Below are 18,336 nucleotides of genomic sequence, written 5' to 3' on the forward strand. Positions count from 1 at the left end.
GTCTCGCACCGCCCGGTCCGGGCGGCCACCGCTCAGCCCGCGTCGGCGAGCAGGCCGTCGACCAGCTCACGGGGCAGCCCGTGGGTGTCGTGCAGCCAGTGGTAGTCGTGCTCGGTCAGCGGGCCCCGCGCGCGGAGTCGGTCGACGAGCGGCCGGCCGCGTCGCAGCAGCTCGGCGAACCGGCGTTCCTCGTCGCACAGCGCCGCCCGCAGCGGGCCGGGGTCGACCGGCCGGCGGAACCGGCGCAGCGTGTCCACGTACGCGGACGGCGGCAGGTCACCCAGGCTCCGTGTCTCGTCGTCGCGCCACAGCACGGTCAGCGCGCGGCGCAGCAGCCGGCGCAGCACGTAGCCACGGCCGGTGTTGCCGGGGCGTACCCCGTCGGAGAGCACGACCACCGCGGAGCGCAGGTGGTCCGCGACCACGCGCAGGTCCGTCTCGGGCAGCTCCCACCGGTCGCGGACCGCGCCCACCCACGGGCGCAGCCCGTCGCCGGTGAACACTGACGTCTCGCCGCGCAGCACCATCTCCAGCCGCTCCAGCCCCATGCCGGTGTCGATGCTGGAGCGCGGCAGCGGCGTGAGCCGGCCGTCGGGGTGCCGGTGGTAGCGCATCTGCACGTGGTTCCACACCTCCACCCAGCGCTCGTCGCCGCTCGGGGTGCCGGTCGGCGGCCCGTCGCCGGTCCACACGAAGATCTCCGAGTCCGGCCCGCACGGGCCGGTCGGACCGTTGGACCACCAGTTGTCCGCGCCGAGCGCCTCCACCGGCACGCCGAGCGCGGTCCACGTCTCCCGCGCGGTCTCGTCCGGGCCGAGCTGGTCGTCGCCGCCGAAGACGGTCGCGTGCAGCTTCTCCGGGGGGATGCGGTAGCCGCCGGTGAGCAGCTCGAAGCCCCAGCGCAGGCTGGTCGCGATGTCGTAGTCACCCAGCGACCAGGAGCCGAGCATCTGGAACACGGTCAGGTGGGTGCGGTCGCCGACCTCGTCCAGGTCGGTGGTGCGCAGGCACCGCTGCACGTTGACCAGGCGGCGTCCGCCCGGGTGCGGGCGCCCCAGCAGATACGGCGTGAGCGGATGCATGCCGGAGGTGGTGAACAGCACCGGGTCTCCGGGCGACGGCACCAGGGAACTCTCCGGCGCGTCGGAGTGGCCCAGGCGGTGGTAGTGCTCGTCGAAGACGCGGACGATCTCGTCGGGTGTCATGGCGGGTGCCTTCCGGGTACGGGCGTCCGGACGGTCCGCGCAACGGTGGCGTGACACGACGACGCCGGCGGACCGTTTCCGGTCGCCGGCGTGGGGTTGGGGCAGGTCAGGCGGCGGCAACCGGCGAGCGGAAAGCTCGCGCGGCCGCGGCGGTCATCTGTCGCCTGCTCTGCATGCCCCCACGCTAACCCACCCGTTCTCCAGCCGCCCACCCCTTTCCCGGGCGTCGGGGCGGTGACGGCTCAGGGGAGGGGGGTGAGCAGGTCGCGGTAGAGGGCGTCCAGGCGGTCGGCCTGGGACTCCCAGGTCCAGCTGGGCAGCGGCGAGTTCGGGCCGTCGTAGGCGGCGCGGTAGCGGGCCGGGTCGGCGAGCACCGCCCGGACCGCGCGGGCCAGGTCGGCGGTGTCCCGGGCGCGGAAGACCTCACCCTGGCCGGTGGCCCGGACCGTGTCGGCCATGGTGCGGACGTCGCTGACCACGATCGGCAGCCGCGCGTGCGCGTACTCGAAGAACTTGGTGATCAACGCGATCTCGTGGTTGGGCCAGTGGTGCAGCGGGATGAGCCCGACGTCGGCGGTGGCGAGGAACGCGACGAGCTGCCGGTGCGGCACGTACGGCAGCACGTGCACCCGCTCGACGACGCCGTGGCGGGCGGCGCGGGCGACGACCTGCCGGACGTAGGCGGCGTCCGGGTCGGCGACGACCAGGGCAAGGTGTACGCCGGGCAGCCGGGGCAACGCCTCGACCACGGTGTCCACGCCACGCTGTTCGGCCATCGCCCCGCTGTAGACCAGCAAGGGGGTGTCGGCGGCCACACCGCAGCGGGCCCGCAGGTCGGGTGCGGGCCCGCCGGCCGGCCGTTCCTCGGCGGCTACCAATGCGGTTCGAGCGGCGGGACCGGCAGTGGCCACGCGTGCCGGCGCGGCGATCGGGGCGTTGAGCACGACGGTGGGGCGCGCCGGCAGGTCGTGGTCGCGGACCAGCAGGTCGGCGAGCGTGTCGGAGACGGTGACGACCGCGTCGGCGTGGCCGACGTACTCGCGGACGTAGCCCAGGTGCGCGGGCAGCCAGCGGGCGTTGTCGCGACGGGGCCGGGCGCCCGGCAGCCACTCGTGCGCGTCCCAGACCAGCCGCACGACGTGTCCCCGCGCACGGGCGCGGTCGACCGCGCGGGCGGCCACGCCGAGCATCCGGAAGTCGTGTGCGTGGACCAGGTCGGGACGCAGCTCGTCGACGACCGGGCCGGCGACGCGTTCGTAGTTCCAGAGCCCGGGCTCCAGCCGGCGCCAGGCCCGGTCGCCGAGGCGAGCCCGCCAGTAGCGGACCTGGGCGTGCTCCAGCGGTCGGCGGGCCAGCCGGGCCACCCGCAACGGCAGGCCGCCCCGCGCCACCAGCCGGCCCCGCAGGCCGGAGCCGCGCGGGCCGCGTACACCGGCGGGGGGACCCGACGCGCCGGCCTCCCCGGTGCCCTCGCCGCGTGGATCGCTCGCGTCGGCGGGGAGGAGGCGGGGCGCGTCCAGCGGCAGCACGCGTACCTCGGCGTCGCCGAGCTGCCAGCGGCGCTCGGTCTCGGTGCGGGCGCAGCCGAGGAGGGTGACGTGCCAGCCGGCGTCGGCGGCGGACCGGGCGGCCTTCTGCACCCGCGAGTCACCCTCGACCGCGTTGTCGACGAGCATCACCACCCGCCGGCCGGCGGCCGGCGGCGGCGCGGCGTCCCGCGGCATCGGCATGGGCGCGAGTGTACGGGGACACGGGACCGGCTCGACAACCACGAAAAGCGGTCTGAGCTGCGAGGACACCGAGTGTGCGGGCGCCGGTGGGGGGAAGTTCACCGGCCGTGCACGTGCCGGTCAGGCGGCGCCGGAGGGGACCAGCGGGCCCGGCGCGACCGGCTGCCGGCGGTCCCGGCGGTTGGGCAGCGACAGGCGGATGACCTTCCACCAGGCGGAGGCGACCTGCTTGGGCAGCGGGCCGGTGGTGTAGCGCAGCCCGTACCTGTCGAACAGCGCCCGGACCTGCGGGGCGATCTCCTGGTAGCGGTTGCTCGGCAGGTCGGGGAAGAGGTGGTGCTCGATCTGGAAGGACAGGTTCCCGGTCATGATGTGCAGCAGGCGGGGGCCGCTGATGTTGGCCGAGCCGAGCATCTGCCGCAGGTACCACTCGCCGCGCGTCTCGCCCTCGATGGAGGTCTTCTCGAACGTCTCCACGCCGTTCGGGAAGTGCCCGCACATGATCACCGAGTGGCTCCACACGTTGCGGATCAGGTTGGCGGTGAACGTGGCGGCGAGCGTGGACAGGAACGACGGGCCGGAGAGCAGCGGGTGGACCACATAGTCCTTGAGCACCTGGCGGCGGATCTTGCGGCCGACCGCCTTCGCCTTGGCCCGGAACGTCGGGTCCTTGAGCCGCTTCTGCTTGAGGTGGTCGCCCAGCTCCATGTCGTAGGCGGCGATGCCGTACTCGAAGAAGGCGGCGTTGAGCAGGTTCCACACCGGCTGGCCCAGGTGCATCGGGTGCCACGGCTGGTCCTCGTCGACGCGCATGATCCCGTACCCGAGGTCGTTGTCCTTGCCGACCACGTTGGTGTAGCGGTGGTGCAGCTCGTTGTGCGACTGCTTCCACTGGTCCGCCGGGGAGACGTGGTCCCAGTCCCAGGTGGTGGAGTGGATCTTCGGGTCACGCATCCAGTCCCACTGACCGTGCAGGACGTTGTGCCCGATCTCCATGTTGTCGAGGATCTTGGCGATCGACAGGCCGGCCGTGCCGACGATCCAGGCCGGCGGGAACAGCGAGAACAGCAGCACCGCGCGACTGCTGATCTCCAGCGTCCGCTGGGTCTTGATCACCTTGCGGATGTAGCGGGCGTCCCGCTCCCCCCGGTCGGCGATCACCCGGTCCCGGATCGCGTCCAGCTCCTTGCCGATGATCTCGATGTCCTCGGCGCTCAGGTGGGCGATCGGGTTGTCGGCCTTCTTCTGGATCACGGTCACGTCGGTGGCTCCTCAGAGTTCGATGTCGCAGGTACCGGCGGCCGCCGAGACGCAGGTCTGGATCCGTACGCCGTCACCCGGCACGGCCGTGGTCACGTCGCCGTTGCGCAGGTCGCGTACCGCGCCCTGGCGCAGCGGCACGACGCAGCCGTAACAGATCCCCATCCGGCAGCCCGAGGGCATGAGCACCCCCGCGCTCTCCCCCGCGTCGAGCAGGGTGGTGGCGCCGTCGGCCTCGACGGTCACCCCCGCCCCGGTGAAGGTCACCGTGCCGCCGTCGCCCGGCGTAATCACCGTAGGACGGAACCGCTCGGTGTGCAGCAGATCGTCCGCGCCCCGGGCCGCCCAGTGCGCCTCGGCGGCGTCGAGCAGTCCGAGCGGCCCGCACGCCCAGGTGTGCCGCTGCGCGTGGTCGGGTACGAGGTCGTCCAGCTCGGTCACGTCGAGCAGGCCGGAGGTGTCGGTGTGCCGCTCGACCAGGCGTACCGCGCCGCGCTCGGCCAGCGCCCGCAGCTCCGCGCCGAAGATGACGTCGTCGCGGGTGGGCGCCGAGTGCACGAGCACCACGTCGGCGCGTTCGGTGAGCCCGGCGCGCAGCATCCCCATGACCGGGGTGATGCCGCTGCCGGCGGTCAGGAAGAGGACCCGCTCAGGGGTGGCCGTGGGCAGCACGAATTCGCCCTGGGCCTGGTCGAGCTGGACGATCGTGCCGGGTCGGATCCGGCGGACCAGGTGGTTGCTGACCTTGCCGTCCGGGATCGCCTTCACGGTCACCGCGATCCGGCCGTCCGCCGCGCCCGGCGGCGAGGTGAGCGAGTACGCGCGCCACTGGCGTACCCCGTCGACGTCCACCCCCAGGCGCACGTACTGCCCCGGCAGGTGGCCCAACCAGCTGCGCCCCGGTTGGATCACCAGCGTCGCCGCGTCCCGGGTCTCCGGGCGGACGGCGACGATCCGCCCGCGCAGCGGGGCACCCGCGCGCAGCGGCGCGACCATGTCGAGATAGTCGTCCGGCAGCAGCGGGGTGGTGACCGTGCCGGCCAGCCGCAGCAGCCTGTCCCGGAAGGAGACCTTCTGGGAGCGGCGGGGCGCAGTTGTGGTCATATGACCAGCGTGGCCGCGTAATCGCATAACATCTTGACCGACAAAGGTGAAACGGTCACGGGTTTTTGTTCGGAGGGAACAACAGATGTCGCAGCAGGCCGGGACCGGGCAGCGCGCCGCCCATCTCGATCTCGACGCCGAGATGGCGGCGATGCTGCGCGACCAGCTATCGGTCGTCGCGGCGCGCACGGTCACCGCGATCACCGCCGAGGTGCCGGACTACTCCGGCGCGCTCACCGGCGCCATGCGCGAGAAGATCGAAAACGCGGTACGCATCGCGCTGGGCACGTTCCTCCAGCTCATCGAGGGTACCCAGGCATTCGACCCGAGCACTCCCCTGGCCCCCGCGCTGGAGGCCGCGTACGCGCTGGGCAGCGGCGAGGCCCGCTCCGGGCGGAGCATGGACGCGCTGCTGGCCGCGTACCGGGTGGGTGCCCGGGTGGCCTGGCGGGAGGTCTCCACCACCACGGTACGCAGCGGGCTGGCCGCCGAGACGGTGGCCGAGTTCGCCGAGCTGATGTTCGCGTACATCGACGAGTTGTCCGCGGCCAGCGTGGCCGGGCACGCCGACGAACTGGCCAGCGCCGGCCGGGTGCGCCGCCGGGACCTGGAGCGGCTCACCCGGCAGTTGCTCGCCGGCGAGCCGGAGGAGTCGTTGCGCCGCAGCGCGGAGCGGGCCGACTGGCCGCCGCCGCAGACGCTGACCGTGGTGCTGCTGCCCCGCCGGCACCTGCGGGCGGTGCTCGCCCTGCTCGGTCGGCAGACGCTGGAGAGCGGCGAGGACCTGCCCGGCATGCGTCCGGCCGAGGAGATGGCGGTCCTGCTGGTCCCGGACGCGCACGGCGGCCGGCGCCGGCAACTCGTCCGCCTGCTGCACGGGCACCGGGCGGTGCTCGGCCCGGCCCGCCCCTGGCACCGGGTCGCCGCCTCCTACCAGCGGGCCGCCCGGGCCCTCGCGCTCGGCCTCGGCGAACCCGACGCCGGGCCGGTCGACACCGAACGACACCTGGCCACCCTGCTGCTGAGCATGGACCCGGAGGCACTGGCCGACCTGCGCACCCAGGCCCTCGCGCCGCTCGCCGCGCTGCCCCCGGCCACCGCGCACCGGCTCGCCGAGACGCTGCGGTCGTGGCTGCTGCACCAGGGGCGCCGCGACGACGTGGCGACCGACCTGTTCGTGCACCCGCAGACCGTGCGCTACCGGATGGGCAAGCTGCGGGAGCTGTTCGGCGAGCGCCTGCACGACCCCGCCACCGTCCTGGACCTCACCATCGCCCTCGCCGTCCCACCCGAGCAAGGAGGGGCCCCCGCTTAACGCCTCCGGTAGAGGTGGGGCCCTGGCTTGAGAGCTGGGCCGCAGGGCTCGGGTGCCCGGGACCTCCGGCCCTGCCCCTTTACCCCGGCGGCGGGCAGCCTCGGAAGGGGACGAGCAACGAGGAGGCGCCGCCATGGACCGGTCAGCGATCCGCACGGAGCAGACCCCGGCGGTCCGGGTGCTGGAGGCGGCGGCCCGGCAGTCCCTGCACGCCCCCTCGGTGTTCAACACCCAGCCCTGGCGCTGGCGGGTCGACGCGGACACGCTTGAGCTGCGTGCCGACCCGGGCCGGCAGCTCGCGCACACCGACCCCGACGGCCGGCTGCTGACCCTGAGCTGCGGCGCTGCCCTGCACCACGCCCGCGTGTCACTCGCCGCCGCGGGCTGGGCGGTCACCGTCGAGCGGCTGCCCGACCCGGCCGACCCGACGCTGCTGGCCCGGCTGCGCGCGACCGGCCCGACCGCGCTGGACGTGCCGGCGCTGCGGCTCGTCGAGGCGATCCCGCGCCGCCGGACCGACCGACGCGCCTACGGCGACCGGCCCGTCCCCGAGTGGCTGCTGACCCGGCTCACCGAGGCCGTCGAGGCGCAGGGCGCGCACCTGCACGTGGTCCGGCCGGACCAGATGCCGATGCTGGCCGTGTCCACCGGTCGCGCCGCCGACGCCGAGCTGGCCGACCCGGCGTACCGGGAGGAGTTGCGCCGCTGGACGAACCGCCCGGCGGGCAGCGGCGACGGCGTGCCCACGACCGCCGCGGTCCGGCCCGCGCCACGGCGCGTCCCGCTGCGCGACCACGCGCCCGGCGGGGCGGCCGGGCTGGCCGCCGGCGCGGACTTCGACCGCGGCGCGGCGTACCTGATCCTGTTCGGTGACGGCGACGAACCGGCGGCGTGGCTGCGCGGCGGGGAGGCGCTGTCGGCGCTGCTGCTCACCGCGACCGCCGAGGGGTTGGCCGGCGCGCCGCTCAGCGACGCGATCGAGCTGGCCTGGCCGCGGCGGATGATGCGCGACCTGCTCGCCGGCCTCGGCGACCCCTATTTGGTGGTGCGCGTCGGCTGGGGCCCGGACGAGGACCTGCCGCCGGCTCCGCGCCGCGCGCCCGCCGAGGTCATCGAGGTGGTGGCCCCGCCGGAGTGACCCGTCGTGGCCGAGCACCCGGCGCTACCCTCGGCGGGTGTTCGAACTGGATCCGGCCGACGCGTTCGTGGTCTTCGGCGACCAGGACTCCGGTTGTCTCTCCTACGGCGTGCGGACGGCGGGCCGGCGCTGGTTCGTCAAGCGGGCCCGGACACCGGAGGCGCGGGCCTCGCTGACCCGGGCCCTCGGCCTGCACGCCGCCGTCCGGCACCCGGCTGTCGTCCGGCCGGAGCTGGTGCGCGACGGCGCCGACGGGCCCACGCTGGTCTACCCGTGGTGCGAGGGGACCGTGCTCAACCACGCCACCGTGCACGGATCGGACCGCGCCGGCCTGGCCCGCTTCCAGCGCCTGCCGGTCCCCGAGGTGCGCGCGGCTCTCGCGGTGGTCCTCGACGCCCACCTGGCCGTCGACGCCGCCGGTTACGTCGCGGTCGACCTGTACGACGGCTGCTTCCTCTACGACTTCGAGGCGCGCCGAATGTGGCTGATCGACCTGGACGAGTACCGGCCGGGCCCGTTCGTGCTGGACTCCGAGCGGTTGCCCGGTTCCCGCCGCTACCTCTCCCCGGAGGAGCTGACCCGGGGCGCGGTGATCGACGGGCGCACGACGGTGCACGCGTTGGGCCGTACGCTGCACCACCTGCTCGACGCGCCGTCGGGCTGGCGGGGCGACGGACGAGCCGCGGCGGTCGTGGAGCGAGCCACCCGAGCCGACCCGGGCGCGCGGTACGCGTCCGTGCCCGACCTGGTCGGGGCCTGGCGGTACGCCTGGCGCTGACCGCCCTGACCGCCCCGACCGCCCCGACGCTCGCCCCGCGCGCCGGTCTCCGCCGGCGGGCCGACGACCCCCGGATCAGTCACGCTCAGTCAGGACGGGTGCGTTGTCGGGGCAGTCACGCCGAGTAGCGGCCATCCGTTCTCCTGGCGTGACCAACGTTCGGTGCCACATCGGTCTGAGCAGGCACTATCCGAGAACATGTCGTCCGCCGGGATGAGCCCCTCGCTGCCTTTGCTCTGCAGCCACCCACGCAGCAGCTGGCCGTCCGTCACCGATGCGTCCGTGGCTGCAGAGCAAAGGCAGCGGGGCGAGGTTGCCGATACTCACCCATTGCTCACATGGAGTGACCGACCGACGCGGGCCGACGCGAGCGCGCGCCAGGTGTGGCGAGGAGACCGACGGCACACTCGGGGCCGGCGGGGCGATCCGGCCGGCGGACCGTCCATGACGACCCCGGCCGCCACGGGCGGTTCGGCGGCGCGGGTCCGCGACGGCGGGTACGGCACGCACCACGAGGGACAGTTCCTTATTGTCCACTGTCACTGTCAGCAACCATTCTTCGAGATGTTGACGGGTGGCGATCCGGGGGACAATCATGATGGTCACTGGATCCACCGCACGCCAATGTCGGATCTGGTGGCATTTCCCACCCCTCGACGGGATCGCGCCGGGACCGCGAGATTCCGCCGGGCAATCGTGCCCGGCGCGCGCTCGGTTAATCCTATCGACTGGATAGGAGTTGCCGCCGCTCGCCCGAGGAGTCCGCCGGTGAACGGGAACAACGACGCTCCCGCCCGGAGCCGGCCGAGGCCGGCTCCGCACGGCGCTGAGCTGGAAAGACAGCTCGCCCTGCACGGCGGTCGACCGGTCCGGCGCACGCCGTGGCCCACCTACGACAAAGGCGCGGTATTCGTACACGCCGAAGACGAGGACGCCGCAATTCGGGCCATTCGCAGTCATCTCTACTTCCGATACGACCACCGGCCGCAGAACGAAACCGAATGTGGCCGTTTCGAGGACGAACTGTGCCACTATTTCGGCACCCGGCACGCTCTCGCCGTTTCCAGCGGCACCGCCGCGCTCGCCCTCGCCCTGATGGGCGCCGGAGTGCCGCCCGGCTCATTGGTCGCCTGCCCCGGATTCACTTTCGTCGCCACTCCGAGCGCCATTGTGCTGGCCGGCTGCCGGCCATTTCTGGTGGAGGTCGACGACGACCTGCGGATGGACCTCGACGACCTGCGCCGACGGTGGCGGCCGGACATCCGCGCCGTGATGGTGGTGCACATGCGCGGCTTCGCCGCCGACGTGGAGGCGCTCGCCGCCTTCGCCGCCGAGATGGGCGTGCCGCTGATCGAGGATGCCGTACCGGCGCTCGGCGCCGAACTCAACGGCCGCAAGCTCGGCACGTTCGGCGCCGCGGGGGCGTTCAGCACCCAGTCGGACAAGGCGCTCAACTGCGGTGAGGGCGGCTTCCTGGTCACCGACGACAGCACGCTGTTCGCCCGGGCGGTCGCGCTGTCCGGCGCCTACGAGGGACGGTTGCGGCGGCACTTCCCGCACGGCGAACCGTCGCTCACGGGCCTGGACCTGCCCCTGCTCAGCCTTCGCATGGACGAGATCCGGGCGGCGCTGCTGCGGGCCGAGCTGACCCGGCTGCCGCAGCGGCTGGCGCTGTTCCACCGCAACTACGCGCACGTCTCCCGGGCCCTCGCCGACCTGCCCGGCATCGCCGTGCGGCGGCCGGTCGCGCCCGGGGCGTACCTCGGGGAGGCGTTCCTGTTCCGCGTGCCCGGCGGCGACGCGAGCTGGTTCGCCCGGGCGCTGTGCGCGGAGGGGATCGACGCGCGCAACATCGGTGCGGACGACGACCTGAACGTCCGGGCGTTCTGGAACTGGCGCTTCCTCTACGACAGCGCCGACCCCGGGGAGATCCGCGCGACGCTGCCGCGCACCGCGCGGCTGCTCACCGAGACCGTCGACGTGCCGCTGTCGTCCAACCTCACCCCGGACGACTGCGACGACCTGGTCCAGGCGGTCCGCAAGGTGGCCGCCGCCCGCGACACCGCGCTGGCGCGGCCGTGACCGGCACGGACACCGAGGAGAAGCGCCTGCCCCGACGCGCGCTGGTGGGGCTGCTCGGCGGACTGTTCGCCGGCTACCTCGGGCTGACCGCGGTCATCCCGGTCCTGCCCGGCTTCCTGCGCGAGCGGCACGACGCCGGTGACCTGACCGTCGGTGTCGTGGTCACCGTGACCGCGGTGACCGCGCTGCTGGTCCGCCCGGTCGCGGGCGCGCTCGCCGACCGGTACGGCCACCGCACCGTGATGCTGACCGGGGCGCTCGTGGTGGCCGCCGGTGGCCTGCTGTACCTGGCGCCGCTGGGCGTGCCGGCACTGGTGGCGGTGCGGCTGCTGCTCGGCGCCGGCGAGGCGGCGCTGTTCACCGCCGGCGCGGTGTGGATCGTCCAGCTCGCCCCGCACCACCGGCGCGGCCAGCTCATCGGCCTGTACGGGGTGAGCATGTGGGGCGGCATCTCCGCCGGCACGTTCCTCGGCGCCACCGTGCAGCAGGCCGGATACCCGGCGGTGTGGGCGCTCAGCGCCGCCGCCCCGGCCCTCGGCGCCGCGCTCGTCGCGCTGGCGCCGACGCCGCCGCGTGCCGCGCCGGCGGCCCGGGGCGGCGGCCTGTTGCTGCGTCCCGCGTTGCTGCCCGGCGTGGCGCTGACGTTCGGCGCGGCCGGATACGCCGGACTGGCCGCGTTCGTGGTGCTGCACCTGGACGCGCGTGGCATCGGCCCCGGCGTGGTGGTGCTGAGCTGCTTCAGCGCGGTCTACGCCGGCACCCGACTGGTCATCGGTCACCTGCCCGACCGGCTCGGCCCCCGCCGGGTGGCCGCCTGGTGCGGAGTGGGCGAGGCGGTCGGCCTGCTGGTCATCGCGGTCGCCCCGAACCTCCCGGTCGCGGTCGCCGGCAGCGTGGTGATGGGGGTCGGATTCTCGCTGCTGCACCCGTCGCTGGCGCTGATGGTGATGAACCGCGCCGACCCGGCGCGGCAGGGCGCGGCGATCGGGGCGTACACCTCGTTCTGGGATCTCGGGCTGGCGGTGTGGGGGCCTGCGACCGGTCTGGTCGCCGCCGGGTTCGGCTACCCGGCGGTGTTCGTGGCCGGCGCGGCCGGCGCGGCGGTGGCCGCCGCGATGGCGCTGCGCATCGGCCGGCCCGTCGCCGCCGCACAACCCCTGGAGGTACGCGCGTGAGTGCGCCCGTGGCCGTGCTCAGCGTCACCGGCTGGTGTCGCAACGGCAGCACCATCATCGGCAACGTCCTCGGCGAGACCCCCGGCGTGGTCCACGTCGGCGAGCTGCACTTCCTGTGGAAGAACTCCACCGGTCGAGGCGTCAACGACAGGTGCGGCTGCGGCGAGTCGCTGACCACCTGCCCGCTGTGGTCGGCGGTGCTGCCGGTCGGCCGCCCGGCCGGGATGTCCGCCGACGCGCACGCCGCCGAGGTGATCCGGCGACAACGCGCCCGGCTGCGGACCCGGCACACCTGGCGGGTGCTGCGCCGGGGCGCGGACCACCCGGACGCCCGCGCGCACGCCGAGCTGCTCGGCGCGGTCTACCGGGAGGTCGCCGCGCGCACCGGCACCCGGGTGATCGTGGACAGCACCAAGATCCCGGGTGAGTCGGCGTTGCTGCCGCACGTGCCCGGCGTCGAGCCGTACTGGCTGCACCTGGTCCGCGACCCGCGCGCGGTGGCGCACTCCTGGCGGGAACCGAAGGACTACGTGTACGCCATGTCGGCGGCGCGCAGCACCGCCTACTGGCACGGCTTCAACCGGGCCTCGGCGGCGATCAACCGTCGGCACCCCGGACGGTCGACGTTCCTGCGCTACGAGGACTTCACCGCCGACCCGGCCGGCACGGTCGACGCCCTGCTGCGGCTGGTCGGAGTCGACCCGGCCGGCAACCCGGTCCGGGGCCGCGGCGTCGAGCTGCGCGGCAACCACACGGTGACCGGCAACCCGGACCGGTTCCGCACCGGCGCCACGATCATCCGGGGCACCGACGACGGGTGGCGGCAGACGCTGACCGGCCGGCAGCGCCTCGCCGTGGCGGCGCTGGCCTGGCCGCTGTCCGCCCGCTACGGCTACCGGCCCGGCGGCGGACCGGCCGGTACGCACCCCGGCGCGGCGGCCCGCGTCGGTGAGACGAAGGGGTGACGGACGTGGATCTGGGGCTCAAGGGTCGGGTGGCGCTGGTGGCCGGCGGCACCAGCGGGATCGGGCTGGCCTGCGCGAAGGAGTTCGCCGCCGAGGGCGCACACGTGGCCGTCTGCGGGCGCGACCCGGATCGCCTCGCCGCGGCCGAACGGGAGGTGGCCGCGGTGGCGACCGGTCGGGTCAGCGCCGACCGGGTGGACGTCACCGACACCCGCGCCGCCGCCCGCTGGGTGGACCGCGTCGCCGCCGGACTCGGCGGGGCGGACGTGCTGCTGGTCAGCGGCGGCAGCCCGCCGATCGGCACCGCCACCGCCTTCGACGTCGACGACTACCGGGCCGCCGTCGACCGGGTGCTGCTGCCGGCGGTCGCGCTGTCGCTGGCCGCGGTGCCGCACATGCGCGCCGCCGGCCGGGGCCGGCTGCTGCTGGTCGCCTCCGAGACCGCCTGCGTGCCGATCGGCCCGCTGGTGCTGTCCGGGGTGACCCGGGCCGCGCTGGTCCGCTTCGCCCAGGGACTCGCCGTGGACGTGGGCCGCGACGGCATCACCGTGAACGTGCTCGCGCCCGGCGGGGTGCGTACCCCGCCGATGGAACGCGCGGCGGCCCGGCTGGCCGGCGACGACGGCGACGTGGCGGCCCGGCTCGCCGCGATGGGCCATCACAGCGCCGTCGGCCGGTTGGCCCGCCCGGAAGAGGTGGCCGCGGTGGCCGCGTTCCTGGCCGGCGAGCGGGCGTCGTACGTGACCGCCGGCGTGCACCTGATCGACGGCGGCGCCGCCGCGACCGGCCCCGACCTGCCGCACCTGACCGGGGTCCGCAAGGACACCTACGCCTGAGTCCACCCGACCGCCGCACAAGGGAGTGCCCATGTCCACGACCAGCCAGTTCACCGAGCGGGACGTCTCCGAGTTCTTCGACCAGACCACGCAGACGTACCTCAGCTTCTGGGACAGCGAGGGCGTGCTGCACACCGGCTACTTCGCCGGCGACGACGACGCCGACTACCACGCGGCGGCGGACCGGACCTCGGACATCCTCGCCGACGACGCCGGCATCGACGCCTCGTCTAACGTGCTCGACGTCGGCTGCGGCTGCGGCAACTTCCTGCTGCGACTGGCCGCGCGCACCGGATGCCGGGGCGAGGGCCTGGACCTGAGCATCGAGCGGATCCGGTTCGCCGAGCAGCGGCGCGCCGAGCGCGGCGCCGGGCTGGACGTGACGTTCCGGCACGGCTCGGCCACCGCCCTGCCGTACGCCGACGGCACGTTCACGCACGTGGTCAGCCAGGACGCGTTGTTCCTGGTGCCGGAGAAGCCGCGCAGCCACGCCGAGATGTTCCGGGTGCTCGCCCCCGGCGGCGTGCTGGCCGTCTCCGACTTCCTCCAGCCCACCGAGCGGATCGGCGAGGCGGCCCGCCGGCACGTCTACGACCGGGTGCGGTGGAACGGCGGCTACTCGCTGGACGGCTACCGCGAGGCGTTGACCGACGCGGGGTTCGTGGACGTGGTGGCCCGCAGCCTGGACACGCACATCCGGCAGACGTACCTGGTGCTGGGGCGCACCGCCCGTGAGCGCGCCGCGACCACGACCGACGAGGCGGCGCGGACCTGGATCGGGAACTTCGCCGACTCCTGCGACGAGATCCAGGCGGCCATCGACCGGGGCGAGTTCGGCTGGGGCATGTTCGTCGCCCGCAAGCCGGCCTGAGGAAGGGACACCAGATGCCGCAACCCACCGACACCGTGAAGCGGACGATCGCCGAGGTGGTCGCCGCGCGCAGGACGCAGATGTCGCCCGGCGGGCTGTTCGTCGAGGCGTTCGCCAAGGACGGCTTCGACACCGGCGTCGACTACGACGTCACCATCACCGACTCGCTGACCAGTTCCCGGCGCAAGCCCCGCTACCCGTCGCGGAACGTACTGAAGGTGGTCGACCTGTCGAAGGACCCGCAGGAGTTCTACTGGCACGAGAGCCCGCCCCGCCCGGGCGACCCGGCGGTCGACGGCGCGGACCTGCGCCGGGAGGCGGCCAACCACTTCCACCGCTCCCCCATCCCGCCGCTGCTCACCACCACCGCGTGGGTACAGGTGCCGGACACGCTGTGGGAGGACCCGGTCAGCTTCGCCCAGTTCATCGACTACCGGCTGGTGGTGCGGCTGGCCACCGCCGAGAACCACACCATCCTGCGCGGCGAGGGCGGGCTGCTGGGCATGCCGGACCTGGGCCGGCTCACCGACCCGGGCCCGTTCGGCTCCACCATCCTGTCCGCCTGCAACGAGGTGGAGCAGATGGGCAGCACCGCCGACGGGCTGATCATCAACCCGGCCGACTACTACCGGCTGCTCGGCAGCGGCTCGCTGATGCGCGACGTGGAGGAGAACGGCGTCTTCATCGTGCGTACCCGCCTGGTCGACCCGGGCACCGCGATCGTCGGCGACTTCGGCCACGGCGCGCTGCTGTTCGACGCCGGCCGGTCCCGGATCGGCTTCGCCGAGCCGCCGCCGGGCACGTTCGCCGAGCCGGGGGTGGCGTTGCGCGCCGAGATCTGGGAGCGGGTCGTGGTGAACCTGCCCACCTGCTTCTTCGTCGTCACGCTCTGACCGGCGACGACGATGACGACACCCGCCCGCAGCGACCCCGACGTGCTGGTCATCGGCGCCGGCGTGGTCGGGCTGTGCTGCGCCTGGTTCCTGCGTCGCGCCGGGCACACCGTCTCGGTGGTGGACCGGGGCGAGGTCGGCGACCCGGCGGCGTGCTCGGCGGGGAACACCGGCTTCGTCGGCACCCAGGGCTCGGCGCCGCTGGCCGAACCCGGGGTGCCGGCGAAGGGTGTCCGCTGGCTGTTCAGCCCGGAGAGCCCGTTCTCGGTCAAGCCCCGCCTCGACGGCGCGTTGCTGGCCTGGCTGTGGCACTTCCGCCGGCACTGCACCGAACGGCACGCCCGCGCCGGCTTCGAGACGCTGCTCGCGCTGAAGCAACGCAGCCTGACGCTGCTGCGCCAGATCTGCGCCGCCGACGGCCTGGCCGGCACGCTCACCGAACGCGGCATGATCCTGGCCTGCCACACCGACCAGGGCTACGCGCGGGCCCGCCGGAGCATCCCGGCGGCGACCGCCCGCGGGGTGCCGCTGCGCGAGCTGGACGCCGCGGAGCTGGCCCGGTTGGAGCCGGGCGTCGACTTCGCGGTGGCCGGCGCGCTGCTCAACGAGGAGGGGGCCGCGCTGCGCATCCCGGCGTTCCTGGTCGGCCTCGCCGAGGCGTTGCGGGCGCGCGGCGTGGAGATCGTCACCGGCGCCGAGGTACGTGACTTCGAGGTGACCGGCCGGCGGGTGCGCGCGGTACGGACGGCCCGGGGCGACCTGCGCCCGGCCGAGGTGGTGATCGCCGCCGGGGTGTGGTCGGCGGCGTGCGCCCGGATGCTCGGCGTGGGCCTGACGCTGCAACCGGCGAAGGGCTACACGGTCACCGTCCCGGCCGGCCCGGGCACGCCCACCCGGCCGGTGCTGCTCAGCGAGGGCAAGGTCGCGGTGATGCCGCTCGGTGACCGGGTCCGGATCGGTGGCACGCTGGAGCTGTCCGGGCTGGACACGTCGGTGTCGCCGCGCCGGGTGGACGGGATCCTGCACACCGCCCGGCGTTACCTGCCGGCGCTGGAGACCGACCGGCGGCTCGACGTGTGGAGCGGGCTGCGCCCGTGCACGCCGGACAGCCTGCCGCTGATCGGCCGGGCCGCCGGTTACGACAACGTCAGCGTGGCCACCGGGCACGGGCACATCGGGATGGGGTTGGCCCCGGCCGGCGGCGAACTGCTCGCCCAGCTCGTCACCGGCGTCGACGCGGACCTCTCGTCGGCGACGTTCGCCCTGGACCGCTTCCGGAGGGGAATCCGATGAGCGACCGGCCGGAGATCGGGGTGCTCTGCCTCGACACCAGCTTCGACAAGATCCCCGGGCACATCCGCAACCCGGCGACGTTCGACTTCCCGGTGCGCTACCGGGTGGTCGAGGGCGCCACCCCGCAGCGGCTGGTACGCGAGGCCGACCCGACGCTGCTGGAGCCGTTCGTCGCGGCGGCCCGCGACCTGCAGGAAGCCGGGGTCGCCGGCATCACCGGGGCGTGCGGCTTCCTGGTGCTGTTCCAGGCCGAACTCGCCGCCGCCGTGGACGTGCCGCTCTGGTCGTCCAGCCTGGTGCAGCTGCCGATGGTGCACCGGATGGTCGGGCGCACCGTCGGGCTGCTGGTCGCCGACGAGGCGGCGCTGACCGCGCGGCACCTGGCGGCGGTCGGCGCGGCGGACGTGCCGGTCGCGGTCACCGGCATGGCCGGGCAGCCCGAGTTCCGTGCGGTGATGCTGCAGGGGCGGCGCGACGCGCTCGACGTGGACCGGCTGGCCGCCGAGGTCGACGGCCGGGTGGACGCGCTCGCGCGTGCTCACCCCGACCTGGGCGCGCTGGTGATCGAGTGCACCGACCTGGTGCCGTTCGCGCACCGGATCCAGGCGCGGCTCGGCGTGCCGGTGTTCGACATCGTCACGCTGACCACGATGGCCCACGCGACGCTCACCCGCCGCCCGTACCGCTAGGCGAGGACCTCGCGGAGGCGGGCGGCGAACTCGGCCGGCTTGCCGGCATAGCCGGAGCGCTCGCCGAGGAAGCCGCCGTGGTGGCTGGGGAAGACCGCCGCCTCCTGCCCGAGCAGCGCCGCCGTGCCCAGCGCGGTCCGCGCCGTGTAGGTGCCGGCGGACTCCTCGCCGACCGCGACCACGATGCGGGTCGGCCCGGCGGTGAGTCGGGCCGCGTCGGGCCGGTAATCGGTGATCGCCCACGAACTCTGCGACAGCAGCGGGTCGTCGCGCGTGCCGTCGTCGTCGGCGGGCATGCCGAACGCGGCCGGGTCGACGGCGGGCCGGTCGAAGTAGTCGTCGGTGAACTCGCCCTGCCAGGACGTCATGGCGATGAAGTCGGCCATGCCCGCGCCGGTGCCCCTCGCCTGGTATGCCTCGTGGAACCGGGCCCGCGCCCGTTCGGCGCCCGCCGCGTCGGGAAGCACCGCGTTGATCGGCGGCTCGTGCGCGACGAGCGTGACCACGTCGCCCGGGTGGGCGGCGACCAGTTCCAGCCCGGTCACCGCGCCGCCGCTGCTGCCGAAGACCTCGACCGGACCGGCGCCGAGCGCCTCGATCAGCAGGTGCAGGTCGGCGGCCTGCCGCTGGGGGGTGTGGTCGGACCGGCCGTCGTTGCGCCGGCTGCGGCCCAGGCCGCGCGGGTCGTAGGTGACCACGGTGCGGTCGGTGACGTGCTCGGCGAGCGCCGAGAAGCCCTCCGCCGTCATCGGCTGACCGATCATGAGGAGCACCGGGCGGCCGTCCGTCGGCGAGAGCGGCCCGCGCACGTCGTAGACCAGGTCGGCGCCGGGCACGGCGAGCGTGTGGGTCCGTGTCGTCGTCATGGCGGTGACCCTACGACCCCGGTGCGACAGCGGCCGTCGGTCCCGGGCCGGACGGCGGGAAACGCCCGCCCGGCGTCCCGGTGGCACATAGCGTGTGGGCAGAGGCGGCCTGTCAGGGAGGCGGCCGGGGCCGGAG

At 74.4% G+C, this 18,336-nt stretch carries 16 protein-coding genes; 11 read left to right on the plus strand and 5 right to left on the minus strand.

The features are described 5' to 3' along the window. Positions 1 to 32: 32 nt before the first annotated feature. The 4 genes from O7618_RS12325 to O7618_RS12340 form a co-directional block, all read right to left on the minus strand. Positions 33 to 1,205, minus strand: a complete 1,173-nt coding sequence (locus O7618_RS12325) for an alanine--tRNA ligase-related protein (protein ID WP_278106197.1) — start codon at positions 1,203 to 1,205, stop codon at positions 33 to 35. Between the two features lie 242 nt (positions 1,206 to 1,447). Further along, positions 1,448 to 2,881 carry a glycosyltransferase gene (locus tag O7618_RS12330; RefSeq protein WP_278109984.1) on the minus strand — a complete coding sequence of 478 codons (1,434 nt, stop codon included), beginning with the start codon at positions 2,879 to 2,881 and terminating at the stop codon, positions 1,448 to 1,450. Positions 2,882 to 3,055: 174 nt separating this feature from the next. Beyond that, positions 3,056 to 4,195, minus strand: a complete 1,140-nt coding sequence (locus tag O7618_RS12335; protein ID WP_278106198.1) for an acyl-CoA desaturase — start codon at positions 4,193 to 4,195, stop codon at positions 3,056 to 3,058. Between the two features lie 12 nt (positions 4,196 to 4,207). Beyond that, positions 4,208 to 5,299 (minus strand): ferredoxin reductase, encoded by a 1,092-nt coding sequence (locus tag O7618_RS12340; RefSeq protein WP_278106200.1) that lies wholly within the window; start codon positions 5,297 to 5,299, stop codon positions 4,208 to 4,210. Positions 5,300 to 5,384: 85 nt separating this feature from the next. Here O7618_RS12340 and O7618_RS12345 point away from each other — a divergent pair, with 85 nt between their 5' ends. The 11 genes from O7618_RS12345 (at position 5,385) to O7618_RS12395 (ending at position 17,334) form a co-directional block, all read left to right on the plus strand. After that, positions 5,385 to 6,614: a helix-turn-helix domain-containing protein gene (locus O7618_RS12345; RefSeq protein ID WP_278106202.1), complete on the plus strand. Its 1,230-nt coding sequence runs from the start codon at positions 5,385 to 5,387 to the stop codon at positions 6,612 to 6,614. 133 nt (positions 6,615 to 6,747) lie between these two features. After that, on the plus strand, positions 6,748 to 7,752 hold the full coding sequence (locus tag O7618_RS12350; protein WP_278106204.1) for a nitroreductase: 1,005 nt from the start codon (positions 6,748 to 6,750) through the stop codon (positions 7,750 to 7,752). A 37-nt stretch (positions 7,753 to 7,789) separates the two neighbouring features. Beyond that, positions 7,790 to 8,530: a serine/threonine protein kinase gene (locus O7618_RS12355; protein WP_278106206.1), complete on the plus strand. Its 741-nt coding sequence runs from the start codon at positions 7,790 to 7,792 to the stop codon at positions 8,528 to 8,530. A 768-nt stretch (positions 8,531 to 9,298) separates the two neighbouring features. Next, a complete protein-coding gene (locus O7618_RS12360) occupies positions 9,299 to 10,612 on the plus strand; it encodes an aminotransferase class I/II-fold pyridoxal phosphate-dependent enzyme (protein ID WP_278106208.1) in 1,314 nt (437 codons plus the stop codon). Further along, on the plus strand, positions 10,609 to 11,787 hold the full coding sequence (locus O7618_RS12365; RefSeq protein WP_278106209.1) for an MFS transporter: 1,179 nt from the start codon (positions 10,609 to 10,611) through the stop codon (positions 11,785 to 11,787). The genes O7618_RS12360 and O7618_RS12365 overlap by 4 nt, the downstream gene beginning before the upstream one ends. After that, positions 11,784 to 12,752, plus strand: a complete 969-nt coding sequence (locus O7618_RS12370) for a sulfotransferase (RefSeq protein ID WP_278106210.1) — start codon at positions 11,784 to 11,786, stop codon at positions 12,750 to 12,752. Before O7618_RS12365 ends, O7618_RS12370 begins: the two co-directional genes overlap by 4 nt. Continuing rightward, positions 12,749 to 13,588 carry an SDR family oxidoreductase gene (locus tag O7618_RS12375; protein ID WP_278106211.1) on the plus strand — a complete coding sequence of 280 codons (840 nt, stop codon included), beginning with the start codon at positions 12,749 to 12,751 and terminating at the stop codon, positions 13,586 to 13,588. The genes O7618_RS12370 and O7618_RS12375 overlap by 4 nt, the downstream gene beginning before the upstream one ends. A 31-nt stretch (positions 13,589 to 13,619) precedes the next feature. Next, positions 13,620 to 14,459, plus strand: coding sequence for a class I SAM-dependent methyltransferase (locus O7618_RS12380; RefSeq protein ID WP_278106212.1), 840 nt, complete (start codon positions 13,620 to 13,622; stop codon positions 14,457 to 14,459). 14 nt (positions 14,460 to 14,473) lie between these two features. Beyond that, positions 14,474 to 15,352 (plus strand): family 3 encapsulin nanocompartment shell protein, encoded by an 879-nt coding sequence (locus O7618_RS12385; protein WP_278106213.1) that lies wholly within the window; start codon positions 14,474 to 14,476, stop codon positions 15,350 to 15,352. Positions 15,353 to 15,364: 12 nt separating this feature from the next. Next, positions 15,365 to 16,645, plus strand: a complete 1,281-nt coding sequence (locus O7618_RS12390) for an FAD-dependent oxidoreductase (RefSeq protein ID WP_278106214.1) — start codon at positions 15,365 to 15,367, stop codon at positions 16,643 to 16,645. After that, positions 16,642 to 17,334, plus strand: a complete 693-nt coding sequence (locus O7618_RS12395; protein ID WP_278106215.1) for an aspartate/glutamate racemase family protein — start codon at positions 16,642 to 16,644, stop codon at positions 17,332 to 17,334. Before O7618_RS12390 ends, O7618_RS12395 begins: the two co-directional genes overlap by 4 nt. On the opposite strand, the gene O7618_RS12400 is transcribed toward O7618_RS12395, so the two are convergent. Continuing rightward, positions 17,331 to 18,200, minus strand: coding sequence for an alpha/beta hydrolase (locus tag O7618_RS12400; RefSeq protein ID WP_278106217.1), 870 nt, complete (start codon positions 18,198 to 18,200; stop codon positions 17,331 to 17,333). The genes O7618_RS12395 and O7618_RS12400 overlap by 4 nt on opposite strands. Positions 18,201 to 18,336 lie beyond the last annotated feature (136 nt).

This window comes from Micromonospora sp. WMMD980, from assembly GCF_029626035.1.
Classification (GTDB): domain Bacteria; phylum Actinomycetota; class Actinomycetes; order Mycobacteriales; family Micromonosporaceae; genus Micromonospora.

Coding starts and splice junctions, on each gene's coding strand:
- O7618_RS12325 (WP_278106197.1), bottom strand. CDS start 1,205: ATGACACCCGACGAGATCGTCCGCGTCTTCGACGAGCACTACCACCGC.
- O7618_RS12330 (WP_278109984.1), bottom strand. CDS start 2,881: ATGCTCGTCGACAACGCGGTCGAGGGTGACTCGCGGGTGCAGAAGGCC.
- O7618_RS12340 (WP_278106200.1), bottom strand. CDS start 5,299: ATGACCACAACTGCGCCCCGCCGCTCCCAGAAGGTCTCCTTCCGGGAC.
- O7618_RS12345 (WP_278106202.1), top strand. CDS start 5,385: ATGTCGCAGCAGGCCGGGACCGGGCAGCGCGCCGCCCATCTCGATCTC.
- O7618_RS12350 (WP_278106204.1), top strand. CDS start 6,748: ATGGACCGGTCAGCGATCCGCACGGAGCAGACCCCGGCGGTCCGGGTG.
- O7618_RS12380 (WP_278106212.1), top strand. CDS start 13,620: ATGTCCACGACCAGCCAGTTCACCGAGCGGGACGTCTCCGAGTTCTTC.
- O7618_RS12385 (WP_278106213.1), top strand. CDS start 14,474: ATGCCGCAACCCACCGACACCGTGAAGCGGACGATCGCCGAGGTGGTC.
- O7618_RS12390 (WP_278106214.1), top strand. CDS start 15,365: ATGACGACACCCGCCCGCAGCGACCCCGACGTGCTGGTCATCGGCGCC.
- O7618_RS12395 (WP_278106215.1), top strand. CDS start 16,642: ATGAGCGACCGGCCGGAGATCGGGGTGCTCTGCCTCGACACCAGCTTC.
- O7618_RS12400 (WP_278106217.1), bottom strand. CDS start 18,200: ATGACGACGACACGGACCCACACGCTCGCCGTGCCCGGCGCCGACCTG.